This window comes from Paludibacterium yongneupense DSM 18731, from assembly GCF_000422925.1.
Classification (GTDB): domain Bacteria; phylum Pseudomonadota; class Gammaproteobacteria; order Burkholderiales; family Chromobacteriaceae; genus Paludibacterium; species Paludibacterium yongneupense.
Map to the genome: position 1 here is coordinate 22,369 of NZ_AUGZ01000018.1, position 18,564 is coordinate 40,932.

An 18,564-nucleotide genomic window follows, 5' to 3' on the forward strand; every position below is an offset into this window, starting at 1 on the left:
ATCAGGCGACGACTTCAGCCTCAGCCACCGGCTGTTGCGGGTCGAGCAGGTTTTTGGCCTTCTCGTCCTTCATCATCGGGGACGCTTCGGTCACGGCATGAGCCATCTTGATGGTCAGATGGCGCAGAACGGCGTCGTTGAACTTGAAGGCATGCTCGATTTCGACCAGGGTGTCGGTGCTGCATTCGACGTTCATCAGAACGTAATGCGCCTTGTGCAGTTTCTGGATCGGGTAGGCCAGCTGACGACGGCCCCAGTCTTCCAGACGATGGATCACGCCTTCGGCACCAACAACCATGCCCTTGTAACGTTCGATCATCGCCGGGACCTGTTCACTCTGGTCCGGATGGACGATGAATACGATTTCATAATGCCGCATGTGAACTCCTTATGGCTAACAGCCTCTCCGCCATGCGTAGTCGCGGAAAAGCAAGGGTTAAAACCTGCAGAGGATACGCGCATTGCGCCCCCCTGGCAAGCCCGATCGCCCGCCCCGCCCCAGGCGGGCGCGGGAACCGGTGCGCGCAGACCTAAACGACGTCGAAACCGGCGCCGGAAACCGCGGCGGCGGCCTGATCGCGGGCCAGGGTTTGACCCGGAACGCACTCGATTTCGACCCGGCCGCTGGCCAGGTCGACATCGACCCGGCCAACCCCCGGCAGCGCCGTCAATGCCTGCTGCACGCTCTTGACGCAACCGCCGCACGACATGCCTTCAACCTGCAATATCAAGGTGTCCATTTCCGCCTCACAAAGATTGTTCGCGCCGAATCGCGCTGACTTTTCCACTCTCGATCTTCACGATGGTCTGCGCCGGCGTATCGTCGTTGCCCAACCACCACAACTCGCGCCCGTTGCGGACGTCGACGTGGTCCGGCTTGCCGGCCGTCTTCAGCAACTCGGCCTCGCTCATCCCGACGTGCAACTGCAGATAGACGTCGAACGTCACCGGTGCCGCGCATGCCAGCGCCGGTACCATCAGAAGCACTCCCCACCATCGCGGCCACATCATCCCTACTCCTCAGCGAATCTTTTTGACCGCGTCGATCAACTCGGTCACCATGCCGGTCGCATCGCCCTGCTGCATCGCACTGGCGACACAGCCGCGCATGTGGTTTTCCAGCAACTGCATCGCAACCGCGTCCAGCGCCGACTTGACCGCCGCCACCTGAGTCAGGACATCGATGCAGTAACGGTCGGCCTCTATCATGCCGCCGATGCCGCGCACCTGACCTTCAATGCGGGCCAGCCGTTTCATCAACGCCGACTTGTTAGGCTGCACCACGACCTTGGCGTGCTCTTCCGCTTCACTATGGCATGCGCGCATGCGCGATCTCCCGCGGGGGCGGGATGCGAGATCCCGGAGGGAACATCATATACCCCCATAAGGTATATTGAAAGACGACCGGCCGCCTCAGGCGCCTGCCTTCAGCAAGCGCTGGCGCCGGCTCTCAGCCAGGACGATGCCGGACGAGACGGAGACATTCAGACTTTCCACCGAACCGAACATCGGGATGGACACCAGCACGTCGCAGTGCTCGCGCGTCAGCCGCCGCATGCCTTCGCCTTCGGCCCCCATGACCCAGGCCAGCGCACCGCTCTGGTCGAAATGAAACAGATCGGTGTCCGCCTCCATCGTGGTCCCTGCGATCCACACCCCCGCGTCTTTCAAGTCGCGCAAGGTGCGCGCGAGATTGGTCACCGTGATATAGGGCACGGCCTCGGCCGCGCCGCAGGCGACCTTGGACACCGTGGCATTGATGCCGGCACTGCGATCCTTGGGCGCCAGCACCGCGTGCGCCCCCATCGCGTCGGCGACGCGCAGGCAGGCGCCCAGATTGTGCGGATCGGTCACACCATCGAGGATCAGCAGCAGCGGAGGCTCTTTCAGGCTTTCCAGTACATCGTCCAGCGCCACAAAGTTGCGGCTCGCGTCTATCCACGCCGCCACGCCCTGGTGGCGCGCATTGCCGGTCAGGCTGTCGAGGCGGGCCTTGTCAACCAGGTGTACCTTGACCTCTTCCTGCTCCGCCTTGTCCAGCACCTCGCGCGCACGCGCATCCTGGCGCCCGCCCGACAGATAGATCTCGACCAGGCTCTTGGGATTTTGCCAAAGCCGGGCATTAAGGGCGTGAAACCCGTGAATCAGACGTTTATTGCTCATGGCACCGCTCTTGGAGAAAATGGGGGGTATTAAACCGTGACGCCCCACGAGACGCAAGGGCGCTGGCCACGGACTCAGCCGGGCGACGTGACGCGCGAGGCGACACTGCGGCGCACATCCGACGCCCACGACTCGGCCAGCACGGCAAACTCGGCGGCAGGCAGGGGCTTGCTGAAGTGGAAGCCCTGCAGCAGATCGCAGCCCTGCCGCTGCAAGAACGCGGCCTGCGCTTCGTTTTCCACGCCTTCGGCGACCACGGTGAACTCCAGCCTATGCGCCATGGCGAGGATGGCATCGGCAATCGCCGCACTGTCCTCGTCCAGCGGCAAGCCGTCGACGAAGGAGCGGTCGATCTTGAGCGAGTCGAGCGGAAACCGCTTGAGGATGGACAGCGACGAGTAGCCGGTGCCGAAGTCGTCGATGGACAGCAGCACACCGAGCTTCTTCAGATCCTTGAGTATTCTGACCGCCTCGACCGGGTTCTGCATGATCATGCTCTCGGTGATTTCGAGCTCCAGCCTCTCCGGCGCCAGGCCAGCGGAGTCGAGCGCCCCGGCCACCTGCTGGGTCAGCGTCTGTTGTTCGAATTGCCGCGCCGACAGATTGACGGCCACGCGCGGAACCGAGATGCCGGCCGCATCCCAGGCCACCAGTTGCCGGCAGGCACCGCGCAGCACCCACTCGCCTATCGCCTTGATCAGGCCTGTCTCCTCGGCCAACGGAATGAAGCGTCCCGGCGGCACCAGCCCGAGTTGCGGATGACGCCAGCGGATCAGCACTTCGACTCCGATCAGATGGCGACCGACGGCCTCGACCTGGGGCTGGTAGTGCAATTCGAACTCGTCGCGCTCAAGCGCCTGGCGCAGACCGCTCTCCAGCAGCAGGCGCTCGAAAGTCTGGGTATTCATCTCGGCCGCGAAGAACTGGAAGTTGTTTTTGCCCGAGTCTTTGGCACGGTACATGGCCACGTCGGCGTTCTTGAGCAGCGTACGCGCGTCGATGCCGTCGTTGGGGAATACGCTGATCCCGATACTGCCGGTCACGAACACTTCATGTTCTTCCAGCAATAGCGGACGCGCAAGCGTCTCGAGCACGTCTTCCGCGATCTGCGACAACTGCCGCAGGCTCACAAATTCGGGAACCAGCAAGGTAAACTCGTCGCCCCCCAGACGCGCCAACATACCCAGATGCCCGACCGCCTCGCCGAGCCGCATGCTGATGACACGCAATAATTCGTCGCCGGCCTGGTGGCCAAAGGAATCGTTGATCAGTTTGAAACGGTCCAGATCGATGAATACGACCGCAAGCTGGCCACTCTCCACACGAGTGCGAGACAGATGGGTTTCCAGCGACGAGATCAGGCAGCTGCGGTTGGGGAGCCGCGTCAGCGGATCGTGATTGGCAAGAAAGTGCAGACGCTCCTGTGCCTGCTTGCGGGTGGTAATATCAGAAAACACCCCCACGTAGTTGCTGACCGTGCCATCCGGGTCACGCACCACCGACAAGGAGACTTCGACCGGATAAAAGTCGCCGTTACTGCGCCGGTCGATCAGTTCTCCCTGCCAGTAGCCCGATTCGCGCAGCGATGCGATCATCCTGGGGTAGTCGGGTTGGGCGGCATCGCTGAAAATGCGCGAACTGCGGCCCAGCACCTGTTCCTGGCTGTAACCGGTGATACGGGTAAAAGCTTCGTTCACCGCGATGATGCGGGTATCGGCGTCGGTGATCAAAATGCCTTCGGCCGACGTTTCGAACACTTTGGCAGCCAGTTTGAGGCTGGCATCGGCCGCGATGCGATCCGAGATATCCAGTACGACGCCGATGATGGCGACCCGACCCCGGTATTCGAATAGCCGGCTGTGGATCTCGACATCAATCAACTCGCCGCTCTTGCCGATGACGCGGCTCATGAAATGCATGACCGCGCGATTTTCCTTGTAGCGCAGCGCAATCCGGGCACGCACGCGTGCGAGCTCGTCCGGCAACAACACCTTGGACAGCGGGGCGTGCGGCAACTCCTCCGGCTCGTAGCCGAGCATGGTGGCGAACTTGGGGTTGATGTAACACAATTCCTCGTCCTGCAGGATATAGATGCCGGCCAGCGACTGTTCGGCCAGCGCGCGGTACTTCTCTTCCGCTTCCAGCCGCGCCTGTTGCTGCTTGCGCGACTCGGTGATATCGGTGTCGACGCTGCCAACGCCGGCGGGCAAGCCCTGGGCATCGAACAGGGGGAACTTGGTCACCAGAATCGAATAATGGCGGCCGCCAGCCTCGAAACTCTCTTCGAACTGGCGCGGCTCGAGGCAGCGCAGCACCATATCGTCCTGGGTCCGTATCATGGCCGCATCGTCGCTGGCAAAAAAATCGCTCGCGCGCCCCCCGACCATTTCCAGCGGAGTGCGGTCAAGCAGGGCGGCATAGGCGCGGTTGACCATCAGAAAGCGGCCGTCCAGTCCTTTGAGCGACATCAGATTGGGACTGTTGTTGACCAGAGACTCGACCCGTGCCTGAAATTCGTCGAGCGCGATTTCGTGGCGGCGCTGCGTTTCAACCAGCACCGCCACAAACAAGCCCGCCAGAATAAAGGCGAAGGTCAGCATGCTGTCGACCCCGACGCCGGCCCCAGCCCAGCCGGCAGCGGTGTCGGAGCCGATCAGGGTCAGCAAGGAGACCACGAGCGCGCTGACCAGACCGGAGCCGAGAACGCTACCGCGAAATCCGGCCCACAGGATGAGCGGAAAGAACAGAAACTGGGCCGGAACCAGCGCACGCTGCGGCGCGTCGCGCACGCTCAGCCACAGCCCGACCGTCACCAGCATGATCAGGCCAAGTTCGAGATAGCGGCGGTTGTTTTTCAGCGGAGAACTGAAAGCCTGCGGTACCCAGACCAGCAGCGACAGGCACAGACCGGCCCAGATCGCCAGCACGCCCGGAACCGCCAACGGACCGCCGTCGCTGCCGGCCAGAACCAGCGCCAGGGTAGCGACCGGCGCCGGATAGGCCGCCAGCGAGAGCAGCAGGCGCATCAGGGAGCGTGGCGACGCCAGCCAGTCTGCGCGGCGGTTCAAGCCGGCAAACAGTATGGACAGGAACAGGGCATAAACCGACCCGGCCAGCGCCAGCGACCATGCCAGCCCGCAAAAAGGGTACAGTAGCAATGCGGCGGGAAGCGGCCACCAGCCGACGTAACGGAAGCGGCGCAGACGGATCAGGCTGCAGGCGGCAATGCCGTGCGCCGTGAACGAAGCCAGCGAAATCGCGGCATGGGAAGATCGCGGCAAAAACACCAGGGCGGCCATAAAGGCCAGAAACGCCAGCGCCCCACCGAGAAACGCTTTATTGTTCACGCTTCCAGATCCTTTTTGCCTCGGGAAAATAACGAACATTCGGCGCGCGCGGGACCCGACGGTCCGACGCCATGATCCACAACGGGCTCGCATCCGGGATGCGGCCGCAAGCCAGCTGGTATAATACCGTGAGTCAAATGATTGTGAAGCTTTATGTTGGATAATCTGCCACGCATTCCCTCCCCCGGATTGAAAAACCGCAGCGGCGTCCTGCCTGACGGGCTCGACGCCGCCTGCATCGCGGCGATGCAACGTCAGCATCGCGGCGTTTTGCTGGTACTGACCTCGGACGCCCAGGCTGCGCAGCGGCTGCAGGCCGAGATTCCTTTTTTCGATCCCGAGCTGCGCGTCGCGCTGATGCCGGATTGGGAAACGCTTCCTTACGATCACTTCTCGCCGCACAGCGACCTGATCTCGGAACGGCTGGCGACCTTGTGGCGCATCCACAAACACGAGTGCGACATCGTGATCGCACCGGTCAGTACGGCGATGACACGCCTGCCGCCGGTCTCGTTTCTGCTGGCCCGCACCTTCTTCCTGCAAACGAAGCAGAAACTGGATGTCGACAATCTGCGTGCCGACATGGTCACGGCTGGCTATACCCATGTCACCCAGGTCATGGCACCGGGCGAGTTTTCGATACGCGGCGGCCTGATCGATCTGTTTCCGATGGGCTCGGCCCTGCCTTATCGCATCGATCTGTTCGATAACGAAATTGAAACGCTGCGCACCTTCGACCCCGATACCCAGCGCACGCTCTATCCGGTTCCCGAAGTGCGGATGCTGCCGGCGCGCGAATACCCGGCAGATGAATCGGGCGTCACCGCCTTCCGGCAGCATTATCGCGAACGGGTGGAAGGCGACCCCTCCAAAAGCCGCATCTACCGCGACGTTTCGGCGCAAAGTTTTCCGGCCGGCATCGAGTACTATCTGCCGCTGTTCTTCGAACAGACGTCGACCCTTTTCGATTATCTCGGAGCCGACACGCTGCTGATCCTGCATCGCGACATCCTTGCGGCGGCCGAAGAATTCTGGGGCAGCGTCGATACCCGCTACAAGATGGCACGCGGCGATCTTGAACGCCCGGTGCTGGCGCCGACCGAGCTATTCCTGCGCGCCGACGAGTTGATGGCCGCCTTCAAGTCGTATGCGCGCATCGAGTTTCCCGCGACAGGCGAGGCGGAGCCGAATACGGCGCCGCTGCCTGAGTTGGCGGTCGAACGACGCGCAGAGAACCCGCTGCACCGCTTGCAGGATTTCATGCGCCGCAATCCGGGCCGCATCCTGCTGACGGCCGAAAGCCTCGGTCGGCGCGAGACGATGTCGCATTTTCTGCAAGAGCACGGCATCGCCGCGCAGACGGTGGACAACTGGCACGCTTTCCAGCATGGCGAAGCCCGCCTCGCCCTGACCGTGGCGCCACTCTACAGCGGCTTCCAGCTCACGACTCCAGCGCTGTCCATCGTCACCGAAAGCGAGTTGTACCAGCATGTGGCGCGCGGGCGCACCCGCCGCCGCAGCGCACACAGCAGCACCGACTCGATGTTGCGCGACCTGGCCGAAGTGAAGGTCGGCGATCCGGTCGTGCATGAACAGCACGGCATCGGCCGCTATATGGGCCTGGTGTCCATGGATCTGGGCGAAGGCGAAACCGAGCTGATGCAACTCGAGTACGCCGAGGACTCCAAACTCTATGTTCCTGTCGCGCAACTGCACCTGATTTCTCGCTATGCCGGCGGCAGCGCCGAAGCCGCCCCCCTGCACCGCCTGGGCGCGCCGCAGTGGGAAAAGGCAAAAAAGCGCGCGGCGGAAAAGGCGCGCGACACCGCGGCCGAGCTATTGAACCTGTACGCCCAGCGCGCTGCGCGCGAAGGCCATCGTTTCACCCTGTCCGACAAGGACTACGACGCCTTCGCCTCCGGCTTCGGTTTCGAAGAGACGCCGGACCAGGCCACCGCCATCGAAGCCGTGATCACCGACATGTGTTCGGGCAAGCCGATGGACCGGCTGGTCTGCGGCGACGTCGGCTTCGGCAAGACCGAAGTGGCGTTGCGCGCAGCCTTCGTCGCCGTGCTCGGCGGCAAGCAGGTTGCGGTACTGGTCCCGACCACCTTGCTGGCGGAACAACATTTCCAGAGCTTTTCCGATCGTTTCGCCGACTGGCCGGTCAAGATCGCCGAATTGTCGCGCTTCAAATCCGGCAAGGAGAGCAAGGCGGCTCTGGCGGGACTCGCCGAGGGCAGCGTCGACATCGTTATCGGCACGCACAAGCTGGTGCAGCCCGATATCCGGTTCAAGAATCTCGGCCTGGTGATCATCGATGAAGAGCACCGTTTCGGGGTCCGCCAGAAAGAACAACTCAAGCGCTTGCGCGCCAATGTCGATGTGCTGACGCTGACCGCGACCCCGATTCCGCGCACGCTGTCGATGGCGCTGGAGGGATTGCGCGACTTCTCGGCCATCACCACCGCGCCTTCGCGCCGGTTGGCGGTCAAGACGTTCGTCTCTCCCTTCAGCAACGGCATCATCCGCGAGGCCGTGCTGCGCGAGCTCAAACGCGGGGGGCAGGTGTTCTTCCTGCACAACGACGTCGACACCATCGAGAATATGCGCGAAAAGATGATAGAGCTGATTCCCGAGGCTCGCGTCGCAGTCGCGCACGGTCAGTTGCGCGAGCGCGCGCTCGAGCAGGTGATGCGCGACTTTCTGCAGCAGCGCTTCAATGTGTTGCTGTGTTCGACCATCATCGAAACCGGTATCGACATTCCGAATGCCAATACCATCTTGATCAATCGGGCTGACAAGTTCGGGCTCGCACAGCTGCACCAGCTGCGCGGTCGCGTCGGGCGCTCGCACCACCAGGCTTACGCCTATCTGCTGACCCCGGACGGCATGACCCGCGATGCGGTCAAACGGCTGGAAGCCATCCAGATGTCGGAGGAATTGGGGGCCGGCTTCTACCTGGCGATGCACGATCTGGAAATACGCGGCGCCGGCGAAGTATTGGGCGAAGGCCAGTCGGGCGAAATGCAGGAAGTGGGATTCGCACTGTTCACCGAGATGCTGAAACAGGCGGTGCGCGACTTGAAAAAGGGTCGTCAGCCCGATCTGGACGCACCACTCGGCGTCACCACCGAGATCAACCTGCACAGCCCGGCGCTGCTTCCGGACGCCTATTCGCCTGACGTGCACGAACGCCTGGTGCTGTACAAGCGGCTGGCGACGGCAGAAAGCGCCGCCGATGTCGATGCGATCCACGAAGAACTGATCGACCGTTTCGGCCTGCCGCCGCAAGCGGTCAAGACGCTGATCGAAAGCCATCGGCTGCGCATCGCCGCGCGCGCGCTCGGCATTCAAAAAATCGATGCGAGCGAGGACGGCATCACCCTGGTCTTTGCTCCCAATCCCCCCATCGACCCGATGAACATCATCAAATTGATACAGAGCAAACGCAACTACAAGCTGGCGGGCCAGGACCGTCTGCGGGTCGAGGTCGCGATCGGCGACGTCGGGCTGCGCGTGGTCCGCGTCAAGGAACTGCTCAAGGAACTGGGCTAGGGCTGACAGCCGTCCCATCGTCGGGCGCCGCTCGCGCGTGCCCGACGAAAAACACCCCGCAGAACACCAGCACACAGGCGACTCCCTGCGTCGGACTCAGCCTCTCATCGAGCAGGGACCACGCCATCGTGACCGTGAACACCGGGATCAGGTTGATGAAGGCTGTCGCCTGCGCCACCGGAACCTTGCTGACCGACCAGGTGTACAGTCCGTATGCGCCCAGCGTAATGCAGGCACCCAGATAGAGCACGCCAAGCGAGGGCCACAGCGGCAGATGCGTCGGCAACGCCACCCCGGGCAGCAGCAGGCCCGCTCCGAACCAGACACAGCCGAGAACCGACTGCACCGCGGTCAGCGCCAGCGGCGAATAACGCGGCGACAGTCGTTTCGCCAGCAGCACATAGCCGGTCGCGCAGATCATCGCGCAGAATTCGAGCAGATTGCCCAGCGCCGGGTTCGCCGCACCGGCTCCTCCGCCACCGGCCAGCGTCAGCCACACGATGCCGCTGCAGGACAGGGCAATGCCGAACCAGGCGCGGTTGCTGCCGTGTTCGCGCAAGAACAGGCGCGCTCCCAGCGCCGCCAGCAAGGGCAGCGTGGCGGTGATCACCGCGGCCTGCGAGACCGTGGTCAGAGTCAGCGCCCGCGCTTCAAACAAAAAATACAGGCAGGGCTCGGCCAGCCCCATCCCCAGCAGCGCTTTCCAGTCTCCGGCGCGATAGTGCCAGCGCCCTCCTCGCCGGCGCGCGAAAATCACCGCCAGACACAAACTGGCGATCACCATCCGCGCGAACAGCACCACCATCGGATCGAAAACCGCAAACACGGTTTTCAATACCAGAAACGAACTGGCCCATAACACCATGGCCAGCGTCAGCGCCAGATAAGGCAACATACACACTCCGCTTGATACGATGAAAAAACCCGCCGAGGCGGGTTTCGTTTTCCAGCGCGCAACAACGGACGGTTTACACGTTCAGCTCGCGCGCCAGATAGAGCCAGGTCTCGACCACGGTATCGGGATTCAGCGACACCGATTCGATACCCTCCTCGACCAGCCACTTGGCAAAATCGGGGTGATCGGACGGGCCCTGACCGCAGATGCCGACATACTTGCCCTGCTTGCGGCAAGCCTGGATCGACATGTGCAGCATGGCCTTGACCGCGGCGTCGCGCTCGTCGAAGGTCGAAGCGACCGGGCCGCCGGAGTCACGGTCGCAACCGAGAGTCAGCTGGGTCATGTCGTTCGAACCGATCGAGAAGCCGTCGAAGTATTCGAGGAACTGCTCGGCCAGCACGGCGTTGGACGGCAGCTCGCACATCATGATCAGGCGCAGGCCGTTCTGGCCGCGCTTCAGATCGTTGTCGGCGAGAATCTCGACCACCTGGCGCGCTTCGGTCAGCGTCCGCACGAAGGGGATCATGACTTCCACATTGGTCAGCCCCATCTCGTCGCGCACCTTCTTGACCGCGCGGCATTCGAGCTCGAAACAATCGCGGAATTCGGGAGCCACGTAGCGAGCGGCACCGCGGAAGCCCAGCATCGGGTTTTCTTCATGCGGCTCGTACAGCTGGCCGGCCAGCAGGTTCGCGTACTCGTTGGACTTGAAGTCCGACATGCGCACGATCACCTTCTTCGGCCAGAATGCGGCGGCCAGCGTGGAAATCCCTTCGGCCAGCTTGTCGACATAGAAGTCGACCGGGGAAGCATAGCCCGCGATGCGGTCCGAGATGGTCGCCTTCAGATCCGCCGGCAGGCTGTCGAACTGCAGCAGCGCTTTCGGGTGGATGCCGATCTGGCGGTTGATCACGAACTCCATGCGGGCAAGGCCGACGCCTTCGTTCGGCAACTGCGCGAAGTCGAAGGCCAGTTCCGGATTGCCGACATTCATCATCAGCTTGACCGGCGCTTTCGGCATCTTGTCGAGTTCGAGGTCGATGATCTCGATCTCGAGCAGGCCTTCGTAGATGTTACCGGTATCGCCTTCTGCGCAGGACACGGTCACCAGCTGACCTTCTTCCAGCACCGAGGTCGCATCGCCGCAACCCACCACCGCCGGGATGCCCAGCTCGCGCGCGATGATCGCCGCATGGCAGGTACGGCCGCCGCGATTGGTCACGATGGCGGAGGCGCGCTTCATCACCGGTTCCCAATCGGGGTCGGTCATGTCGGTCACCAGCACATCGCCCGGCTTGACGCGGTCCATCTCGGAGGCGTCGCGGATGTAGCGCACCGCACCCTGGCCTGCCTTCTGACCGATGGCGCGGCCCGAACACAGCACGGTCGACTTGGTGTTGATGCGGTAGCGACGCAGGGTCTCGACGCGGTTTTCCTGCGACTTGACCGTCTCGGGGCGCGCTTGCAGGATGTAGAGCTTGCCGTCGATGCCATCGCGGCCCCACTCGATATCCATCGGGCGCTGATAGTGCTTCTCGATGATCAGGGCGTAGCGCGCGAGTTCGGAAACTTCGGCGTCGGTGATGGAGAAACGCTTCTGCTCGGCCACCGCCACATCGACGGTACGCACCGAACGGCCGGCTTGCGACGCGTCGGTGAATTCCATCTTGATCAGCTTGGAGCCGATGGACTTGCGCAGGATCGCGGGGCGACCGGCCTTCAGCGTCGGCTTGTGGACATAGAATTCGTCGGGATTGACCGCGCCTTGCACCACGGTTTCGCCGAGACCGTAGGACGAGGTGATGAACACCACGTCCTCGAAGCCGGACTCGGTATCGATGGTGAACATCACCCCGGCGGCGCCGCAGTCGGAGCGCACCATGCGCTGGATGCCGGCCGACAGGGCGACCACGTCATGGGCGAAGCCCTTGTGCACGCGGTAGGAGATGGCGCGATCGTTGTACAGGGAGGCAAAGACGTGCTTGATGGCGTCCTTGACGTTGTCCAGACCGCGGATGTTGAGGAAGGTTTCCTGCTGTCCGGCGAACGAGGCGTCAGGCAGGTCTTCCGCCGTGGCGGAAGAGCGGACCGCGACCGCGATATCGGCGCTGCCTGCGTCGGCGACCATTTTATCCCACGCGGTGCGCAGATCGGCGTCGAGACGATCCGGGAACGGCGTGTCGATGATCCATTGGCGAATTTCCTTGCCCACCCGAGCCAGCTCGTTGACATCCTCGACATCGAGACGCGTCAGAACGGCATTGATGCGATCCGCCAGGCCGTTGTGCTGAAGAAAATCACGGTAGGCGTCCGCCGTCGTGGCGAAACCGCCCGGGACACGGACACCGGAGTTAGCCAGCTGGCTGATCATTTCTCCCAAGGAGGCATTCTTGCCACCCACTTGTTCGACATCAGCCATGCGCAGCTTCTCGAACCAGATGACGTAGTTCTCAGCCATCACTCTCACTTCCCTGTGTTGGAATTTTAGGACGATATGAAGCGCCCATTCTAGCCGATGAGGGGGGGGTTGCGTAGCCCGTCGTGCAACGCACAATGGTGATTTTTACAAAAATAAGACTGACAACTCGGTCAAATGCACAGTTTTGGGGCAACATCATGCCATGGTCAGCGCTATCATCTGGCGCTAATCGAGCCGAACACCGGTCGTTACGGCACAAGCATGCGTGTAGAGACCATCCATACTGGACGCGGTCTCGCGTATAATCTTGGTCACCGTCGTGATCCAACTTTGTCATAAGGTGCATTCATGCCACATCGCCGCTCAGCCTTTTTCATCTCGGACCGTACCGGGATCACCGCCGAATCGCTGGGGCATACTCTGCTGACACAGTTCGAATCGCTTGAAATCAAGCGCGAAACCGTCCCTTTCATCGATACCGTCGAGAAAGCCCACGCGCTCGCCGACCGCATTCACGCCCAGGCGGAAATCGATAACCAGCGTCCGCTTGTGTTCACCAGCATCATCGACCCGGCGGTTCGGGCCGCCCTGCGCATTCGCGATGCCCTTGTCATCGATTTTTTCGAAACCTTCATCGGCGAGCTGGAACAGGAGCTGGGCCAGGGCGCCTCGCTCATGGTGGGGCGCGCGCACGGCATGAACAACGAAGAAAAGTATGACCACCGCATCGAGGCGGTCAATTTTTCGCTCAACCACGACGACGGCGTCAAGTTGAAAGACCTGTCCGAAGCGGATGTGGTGCTGGTCGGCGTCTCCCGCTCCGGCAAGACGCCGACCTGTCTCTATCTGGCCTTGCAGTACGGCATCAAAGCGGCCAACTACCCGCTGACCCCGGAGGATCTGGACGACCAGGGTCTGCCCAAGTTATTGCTGCCCTATCGCAACAAGCTTTTCGGGCTGACCATAGATCCGCAGCGGCTGCACAATATCCGCAGCGAACGCCGCCCCGACTCGCGCTACGCGAGCCTCGAAAATTGCCGCTCCGAGGTGAACGAGGCGGAATCGATGTTCCGCCAGCACTCGGTGCCTTTCATCAGCACCACGCACAAGTCGATCGAGGAGATCGCATCGACCATACTGCGCGATGCGACGCTGAACCGGCGCTTCTGATGCATTTGCACGCCGGGCGGCACTCTCCCGCCTGGCGGCCGCGCGCCGGCCACCGCCGCACTTGACGCCGTACCATACACCATGCTCAGATACGCTCCATGAATTCCTGCCCTTATCTGCCCCGCTGCTGCTGGTGGCGCCGCTCTTAGGCGCCCCGGGCTGATACGCATACAACCCCGAGGCTGCCGACAAGGCAGATCCCGGCATGGTCCGTCTTGTCGCCAGCTCCGAACGCACTGGAGAACGACTTGAATCTGTTTAACGTCAAACCCGACGACACCATCCTCACCGGCGACCGGACCACCGGCCCGCTGCATCTCGGACACTTTGTCGGCTCGCTGAAAAACCGCGTGTTGCTGCAGGATATCTGTCGGCAGTTTCTGTTGCTGGCCGACGCGCAAGCGCTGACCGACAATATGGGCAACTACGTCAAGGTGCGCGACAATGTGCTTCAGGTCGCACTCGACTACCTGGCCGTCGGCATCGACCCGGCCAAGAGCACTATCTTCATCCAGAGTCTGGTGCCCGAACTGTCCGAGCTGTCGTCCTACTATCTGAACCTGGTGACCGTGGCACGTCTGGAGCGCAATCCGACCATCAAGGACGAGATCAAACTGCGCGGCTACGAACGCGACATCCCGGCCGGCTTCCTGACCTATCCGGCCGCCCAGGCCGCCGATATCACCGCCTTCAAGGCGACCGTGGTTCCGGTCGGCAGCGATCAGATTCCGATGATCGAGCAGACCAACGAAATCGTGCGCCGCTTCAACAGCAGCGTGAATCAGGAGATCCTGGTCGAAGCACGCGCGGTGGTTCCGGAGAATGGCTCGCGCCTGCCCGGCATCGATGGCCGCGCCAAGATGTCGAAGTCTCTGGGCAATGCCCTGAATCTGTCCTCGACGCCCGACGAAATCAGCCAGGCGGTCAAGATGATGTATACCGACCCCAAGCACCTGCGCGTGGCCGATCCGGGCCAGGTCGAAGGCAATGTGGTATTCACCTATCTCGATGTGTTCCACCCCGACGCCGCCCGCGTGGCCGAATGGAAAGAACACTATCAGCGCGGCGGACTCGGCGACATGCCGCTCAAGCGCGAACTGGAAGCATGCCTGCAAGCCTTGCTCGAACCGATACGCACGCGGCGCGAGGCGCTCGCGCGCGACCCGGCCATGGTGATGGACATCCTCAAGCAGGGCACGCTGAAAGCACGCGAGGCCGCCGGGCAGACGCTGTCCGAAGTCAAGGCCGCGATGGGCCTGAACTACTTCTGAGAAGAGAAGGCGCGGAGGAATCTCCGCGCCGCCTAACGCCCGCCTAACGCCCGCCTAACGCCCGCCGATGCGCACGCGCAGACCGTCGTAACCGGGCTCGACGCCGGGCGGGCATTCGCCCGCCAGCCGGCTGTATTCCAGATCATGGGTCATGTGGATCAGCACCGTGCGCTCGGCGCCGATGCGGGCGGCCCATTCCAGCGCTTCGGCGACCGACAGGTGCGATGGGTAGCTGTCGTAACGCAGGCAGTCGAGAAACAGCACCTTGAGTCCACGCAGCAGGTCCATGCTGGCATCCGGAATCGAAGACAAGTCGGTCAGCCAGGCCGCGTCCCCGATGCGCCACCCCAGACACGGCCATTTGCCGTGCAGCAACGGCACGGGAGTCAGCTCCACCCCTTCGTGCATGAACGAACCCGTCACCGTCTCGGTCGTCAACACGGGCTTGTCCCAGCTCGGCGAGGCCGCCATCAGGGCATAGGAAAAGCGCGAACGGATATTGTCGAGGGTAAACGCGTTGCCGTACAAAGTGACGGGACCGCGCCGCAGATAGCAAAATGCGCGCAGGTCATCGATGCCGTTGAGATGATCGGCATGGGGGTGGGTATACAGCACCGCATCGACGCGGGTAACGCCTTCCCGCAGCGCCTGCGCGCGCAGATCGGGGCCGGAGTCGATCAAGAAGCCGACACCATCGACATCGACATAGGCGCTCGCGCGCGTGCGGCGATTGCGCGCATCGTCCGAACGGCACGTGGCGCACTCACAACCGATGGCCGGGGTGCCCGAACTCGAACCGCAGCCGAGAAGGGTGAACTCGACGCTTTTCACTGCGCGCCTCCCTCGACTCCGATTTTGCCGAACAACCTGAAAAAGTTGGCGCTGGTGGCCGCGGCGATCTCGTCGAAATCGACGCCGCGCAAGCGCGCGATATGCTCGGCCACGTATTTCACGTATGCCGGCTGGTTCTGCTTGCCGCGCTTGGGCACAGGGGCCAGATAGGGCGAATCGGTCTCCACCAGCATGCGATCGAGCGGCATGCGGCGAGCGACATCTTGTATCGCCAACGCGTTCTTGAAGGTGACGATGCCGGAGAACGAGATGTAAAACCCCAGGTCCAGGGCCTGCCTGGCCACCTCCCAATCCTCGGAAAAGCAATGCATCACCCCGCCGGCTTCGCCGGCATTTTCCTCGCGCATCAGACGCAGGGTATCGGCGGCGGCATCGCGGGTGTGGATAATCAACGGCAATCGGCTTCGCCGCGCCGCGCGGATATGGGTGCGGAAGCGCTGGTGCTGCCACTCGAGATCGCCTTCGCACCAGTGGTAGTCCAGCCCGGTCTCGCCGATGCCGACGACGCGCGGATGCGTGGCCAGTGCGATCAAGCGATCCTCGTCGGCCTCTTCCGCGTCAGGACTGTCCGGATGCACGCCGACCGTGGCATAAAAATTGTCATACTGCTCGGCCAGAGCGAGCACGCTCGGAAATTCGGGCAGATTGACCCCGATGACCAGGGCGTGGCCGACCCCGTTTTCCTGCATCGCCGCGCGCACTTCGTCCATGCGCTCCAGCAGATCGGGAAAATTGATATGACAGTGCGAATCGACCAGCATGCCCGCTCCTTTTGCCACGCTCACGCCGGACGCGCCGGGGCGAAAATCTTGAGGTAGCCCATCAGCAGGGCCTCCAGCTGCAACCGTACGTTCAAGGTGTGCTGGCCATATGGAGCCAGGCGCACCGCCTCCTGCTGGCAGCGCATCAGCTCCATCATGTCCGCGCGCGCGGCCAGCGCGTCCAGTTTCGCACGCCGGTCGGGAAAGTAGCGCACGCTGGCGGCCAGGCCGGCGCCGGCGAGGTCCAGCAGCCACTGCTGCAGCCATTCGAGCGCCTGCGCCAGCGACAACTTGTTCTTGTCGATCACCTCGGCCACCTGCAGGACGCTGGCAAATGTGGTCTGCTCCAGCGCATCGAGAAACTGACGCCGCAGCGCGGCCAGCGCCGGATCATGATCGAACAGCGGCGCGCCGCCGTGATAGGCGAGTTCATTCTCGGCATCGGCCACCCCCTGCCCGCGCAGCCAGTCCAGCGCCTCTGCCGACGTCGGAGCCGACAGCTGAAACGGACGGCAACGGCTGCGTATCGTCGGCAGCAGCCGCTGTGGCGCGTGTGCGACCAGCAGAAACAGCACGTCGCGCGGGGGTTCCTCCAGGATCTTGAGCAGCGCGTTGGCAGCGGCAGGATTCAGCGCCTCCGCCGGTTCGACCAGAATCACGCGCCTGCCGTTGCGATGCGCAGTCAGGTGGGCAAACTCTATCATCTCGCGCACCGCTTCGATGCGGATCAACGGCAGGCGGCGCGCGGTCTTTTCCTCGGCCTCCTCGCCCGCCGGCGTCAGACGCCTGAAATCGGGATGGCCGCTATTGGCGAACCAGCGGCACGCCTCGCACTCGCCACAGGCGTTCAGTGCCGCATCCGGCCGGTCGCACAGCAACGAACGGGCCATATGCTCGGCGAACGCCAGCTTGCCGGTACCGGCGGCGCCGGTAAACAGCCAGGCGTTGGGAAGGCGTTCGCGTTCGGCGTTGATGCGCCGCCAATCGTCCAGTTGCCACGGATACAGCATCAGTTCGCTTTCTTGAGAATGAATTTGCGTACGGCACTGTTGTGCTGCTGCAGCGTCGCCGAAAACTGGCTGCGTCCGTCGCCGCTAGCGACGAAGTACAGCACGTCGCTGAGCGCTGGCCGGGCGGCCGCTTGCAGGGATGCCTTGCCCGGCAGCGAGATGGGGGTCGGCGTCAGCCCGCTGCGCGTATAGGTGTTGTACGGGGTATCGCGCCTCAGGTCGGCCTTGCCTATCTTGCCGCGATACGCCTCGCCCATGCCATAGATGACCGACGGATCGGTCTGCAAGCGCATCCCGCTCTTGAGGCGGTTGCGGAACACTGCCGCGACCAGGGGCCTGTCCTCGTCGCGCGACGTTTCCTTCTCGATCAGGCTGGCCAGGATCAGGAGCTCGTAGGGCGACTTCAGACCGTCGCCGGCAACCCGCTGCTGCCAGGCCGCGTCGACATGCTCGCGCATGGTGCGGTAGGCGCGCTGGTACAGCGCCAGATCGGTCGACTCCGGGTTGAAATAATAGGTGCTCGGAAAGAACAGCCCTTCGGCCTGCGTTTCGGTCGCACCGATCTCGCTCAGGATCTGGGCATCGCTCCAGCCCGCCGTCACGTGCTGCAGGTCCGGATTCTGATCGAGCTGCGCGCGAAGCTGGCGGAACGTCCACCCCTCGATCACCGTCACGCTCGCTTCGTCCGGGCGTCCCTGCGCGAAGCGCTGCAGGATGTCCCACAAGGAGGCGGGGCCGTTGAAGCGGTACAGGCCGGCCTTGAGCCGACGGTCGTAGCCGCCGAGCCGCGCCAGCACGATCATCACCCGCCGGTTGCGGATCACACCTTCATCCTCCAGCGAGCGCGAAACCTGGCCCAGGGTACGGTTGGGCCCCACGGTAATGCCATACGGTGTGCGCGGCAGTTCCACCGGAACAGCGACCACCCAGATCAGCCACGCCACCGCCGCCACGACGGCCAGCGCCAAAATCCGGCCAATACTCTTCATCATCAGAAATCGATCCGCAACGGTCGCCCCCGCGCCCTGCGCGCGAGGTCTAAAGCCGACATGATACCAGCTAGATGTCGCTCCGTGAGCGCCGGCCACGGCCGGAATCGCCGCCTCGGCGCGCTG

The 18,564-nt window shown here is 63.0% G+C and carries 15 protein-coding genes; 3 read left to right on the forward strand and 12 right to left on the reverse strand.

The genetic code is table 11. The features are described from left to right. Position 1: 1 nt before the first annotated feature. From rpsF to G520_RS22130, 6 genes are all read right to left on the reverse strand, one after another. Positions 2–379, reverse strand: a complete 378-nt coding sequence (gene rpsF, locus G520_RS0108095) for a 30S ribosomal protein S6 (protein WP_028535204.1) — start codon at positions 377–379, stop codon at positions 2–4. 151 nt (positions 380–530) lie between these two features. Next, positions 531–740, reverse strand: a complete 210-nt coding sequence (locus tag G520_RS0108100; RefSeq protein ID WP_028535205.1) for a heavy-metal-associated domain-containing protein — start codon at positions 738–740, stop codon at positions 531–533. A 7-nt stretch (positions 741–747) separates the two neighbouring features. Then, positions 748–1,011, reverse strand: a complete 264-nt coding sequence (locus G520_RS0108105) for a hypothetical protein (RefSeq protein WP_028535206.1) — start codon at positions 1,009–1,011, stop codon at positions 748–750. Between the two features lie 9 nt (positions 1,012–1,020). Continuing rightward, a complete protein-coding gene (locus tag G520_RS0108110) occupies positions 1,021–1,326 on the reverse strand; it encodes a metal-sensitive transcriptional regulator (protein WP_051229264.1) in 306 nt (101 codons plus the stop codon). An 87-nt stretch (positions 1,327–1,413) separates the two neighbouring features. Continuing rightward, entirely contained in the window at positions 1,414–2,163 is a 750-nt protein-coding gene (rlmB, locus tag G520_RS0108115) for a 23S rRNA (guanosine(2251)-2'-O)-methyltransferase RlmB (protein WP_028535208.1), read from the reverse strand. A 74-nt stretch (positions 2,164–2,237) separates the two neighbouring features. Next, positions 2,238–5,510, reverse strand: coding sequence for a bifunctional diguanylate cyclase/phosphodiesterase (locus G520_RS22130; RefSeq protein WP_246542728.1), 3,273 nt, complete (start codon positions 5,508–5,510; stop codon positions 2,238–2,240). Between the two features lie 153 nt (positions 5,511–5,663). Here G520_RS22130 and mfd point away from each other — a divergent pair, with 153 nt between their 5' ends. Continuing rightward, positions 5,664–9,068, forward strand: a complete 3,405-nt coding sequence (mfd, locus tag G520_RS0108125) for a transcription-repair coupling factor (protein ID WP_028535210.1) — start codon at positions 5,664–5,666, stop codon at positions 9,066–9,068. Here mfd and G520_RS0108130 read toward each other — a convergent pair. Then, on the reverse strand, positions 9,052–9,963 hold the full coding sequence (locus G520_RS0108130; protein ID WP_028535211.1) for a DMT family transporter: 912 nt from the start codon (positions 9,961–9,963) through the stop codon (positions 9,052–9,054). The genes mfd and G520_RS0108130 overlap by 17 nt on opposite strands. Positions 9,964–10,036: 73 nt before the next feature. After that, positions 10,037–12,424, reverse strand: a complete 2,388-nt coding sequence (gene ppsA, locus G520_RS0108135; protein WP_028535212.1) for a phosphoenolpyruvate synthase — start codon at positions 12,422–12,424, stop codon at positions 10,037–10,039. A 309-nt stretch (positions 12,425–12,733) separates the two neighbouring features. Between ppsA and ppsR the strand changes: the two genes are divergently transcribed. Beyond that, positions 12,734–13,555, forward strand: a complete 822-nt coding sequence (ppsR, locus tag G520_RS0108140; protein WP_028535213.1) for a posphoenolpyruvate synthetase regulatory kinase/phosphorylase PpsR — start codon at positions 12,734–12,736, stop codon at positions 13,553–13,555. A 248-nt stretch (positions 13,556–13,803) separates the two neighbouring features. Further along, positions 13,804–14,826, forward strand: a complete 1,023-nt coding sequence (gene trpS / locus G520_RS0108145; protein ID WP_028535214.1) for a tryptophan--tRNA ligase — start codon at positions 13,804–13,806, stop codon at positions 14,824–14,826. A 54-nt stretch (positions 14,827–14,880) separates the two neighbouring features. On the opposite strand, the gene G520_RS0108150 is transcribed toward trpS, so the two are convergent. Genes G520_RS0108150 through mltG form a run of 4 tightly spaced genes read right to left on the reverse strand, consistent with a single transcriptional unit; the run spans position 14,881 to position 18,441 of the window. Continuing rightward, positions 14,881–15,657: an MBL fold metallo-hydrolase gene (locus G520_RS0108150; protein WP_028535215.1), complete on the reverse strand. Its 777-nt coding sequence runs from the start codon at positions 15,655–15,657 to the stop codon at positions 14,881–14,883. Beyond that, positions 15,654–16,439, reverse strand: a complete 786-nt coding sequence (locus G520_RS0108155) for a TatD family hydrolase (protein WP_028535216.1) — start codon at positions 16,437–16,439, stop codon at positions 15,654–15,656. Before G520_RS0108155 ends, G520_RS0108150 begins: the two co-directional genes overlap by 4 nt. A 20-nt stretch (positions 16,440–16,459) precedes the next feature. Then, on the reverse strand, positions 16,460–17,449 hold the full coding sequence (gene holB, locus G520_RS0108160; RefSeq protein WP_028535217.1) for a DNA polymerase III subunit delta': 990 nt from the start codon (positions 17,447–17,449) through the stop codon (positions 16,460–16,462). Continuing rightward, positions 17,449–18,441, reverse strand: coding sequence for an endolytic transglycosylase MltG (gene mltG / locus G520_RS0108165; protein ID WP_028535218.1), 993 nt, complete (start codon positions 18,439–18,441; stop codon positions 17,449–17,451). Before mltG ends, holB begins: the two co-directional genes overlap by 1 nt. Between the last annotated feature and the right edge of the window lie 123 nt (positions 18,442–18,564).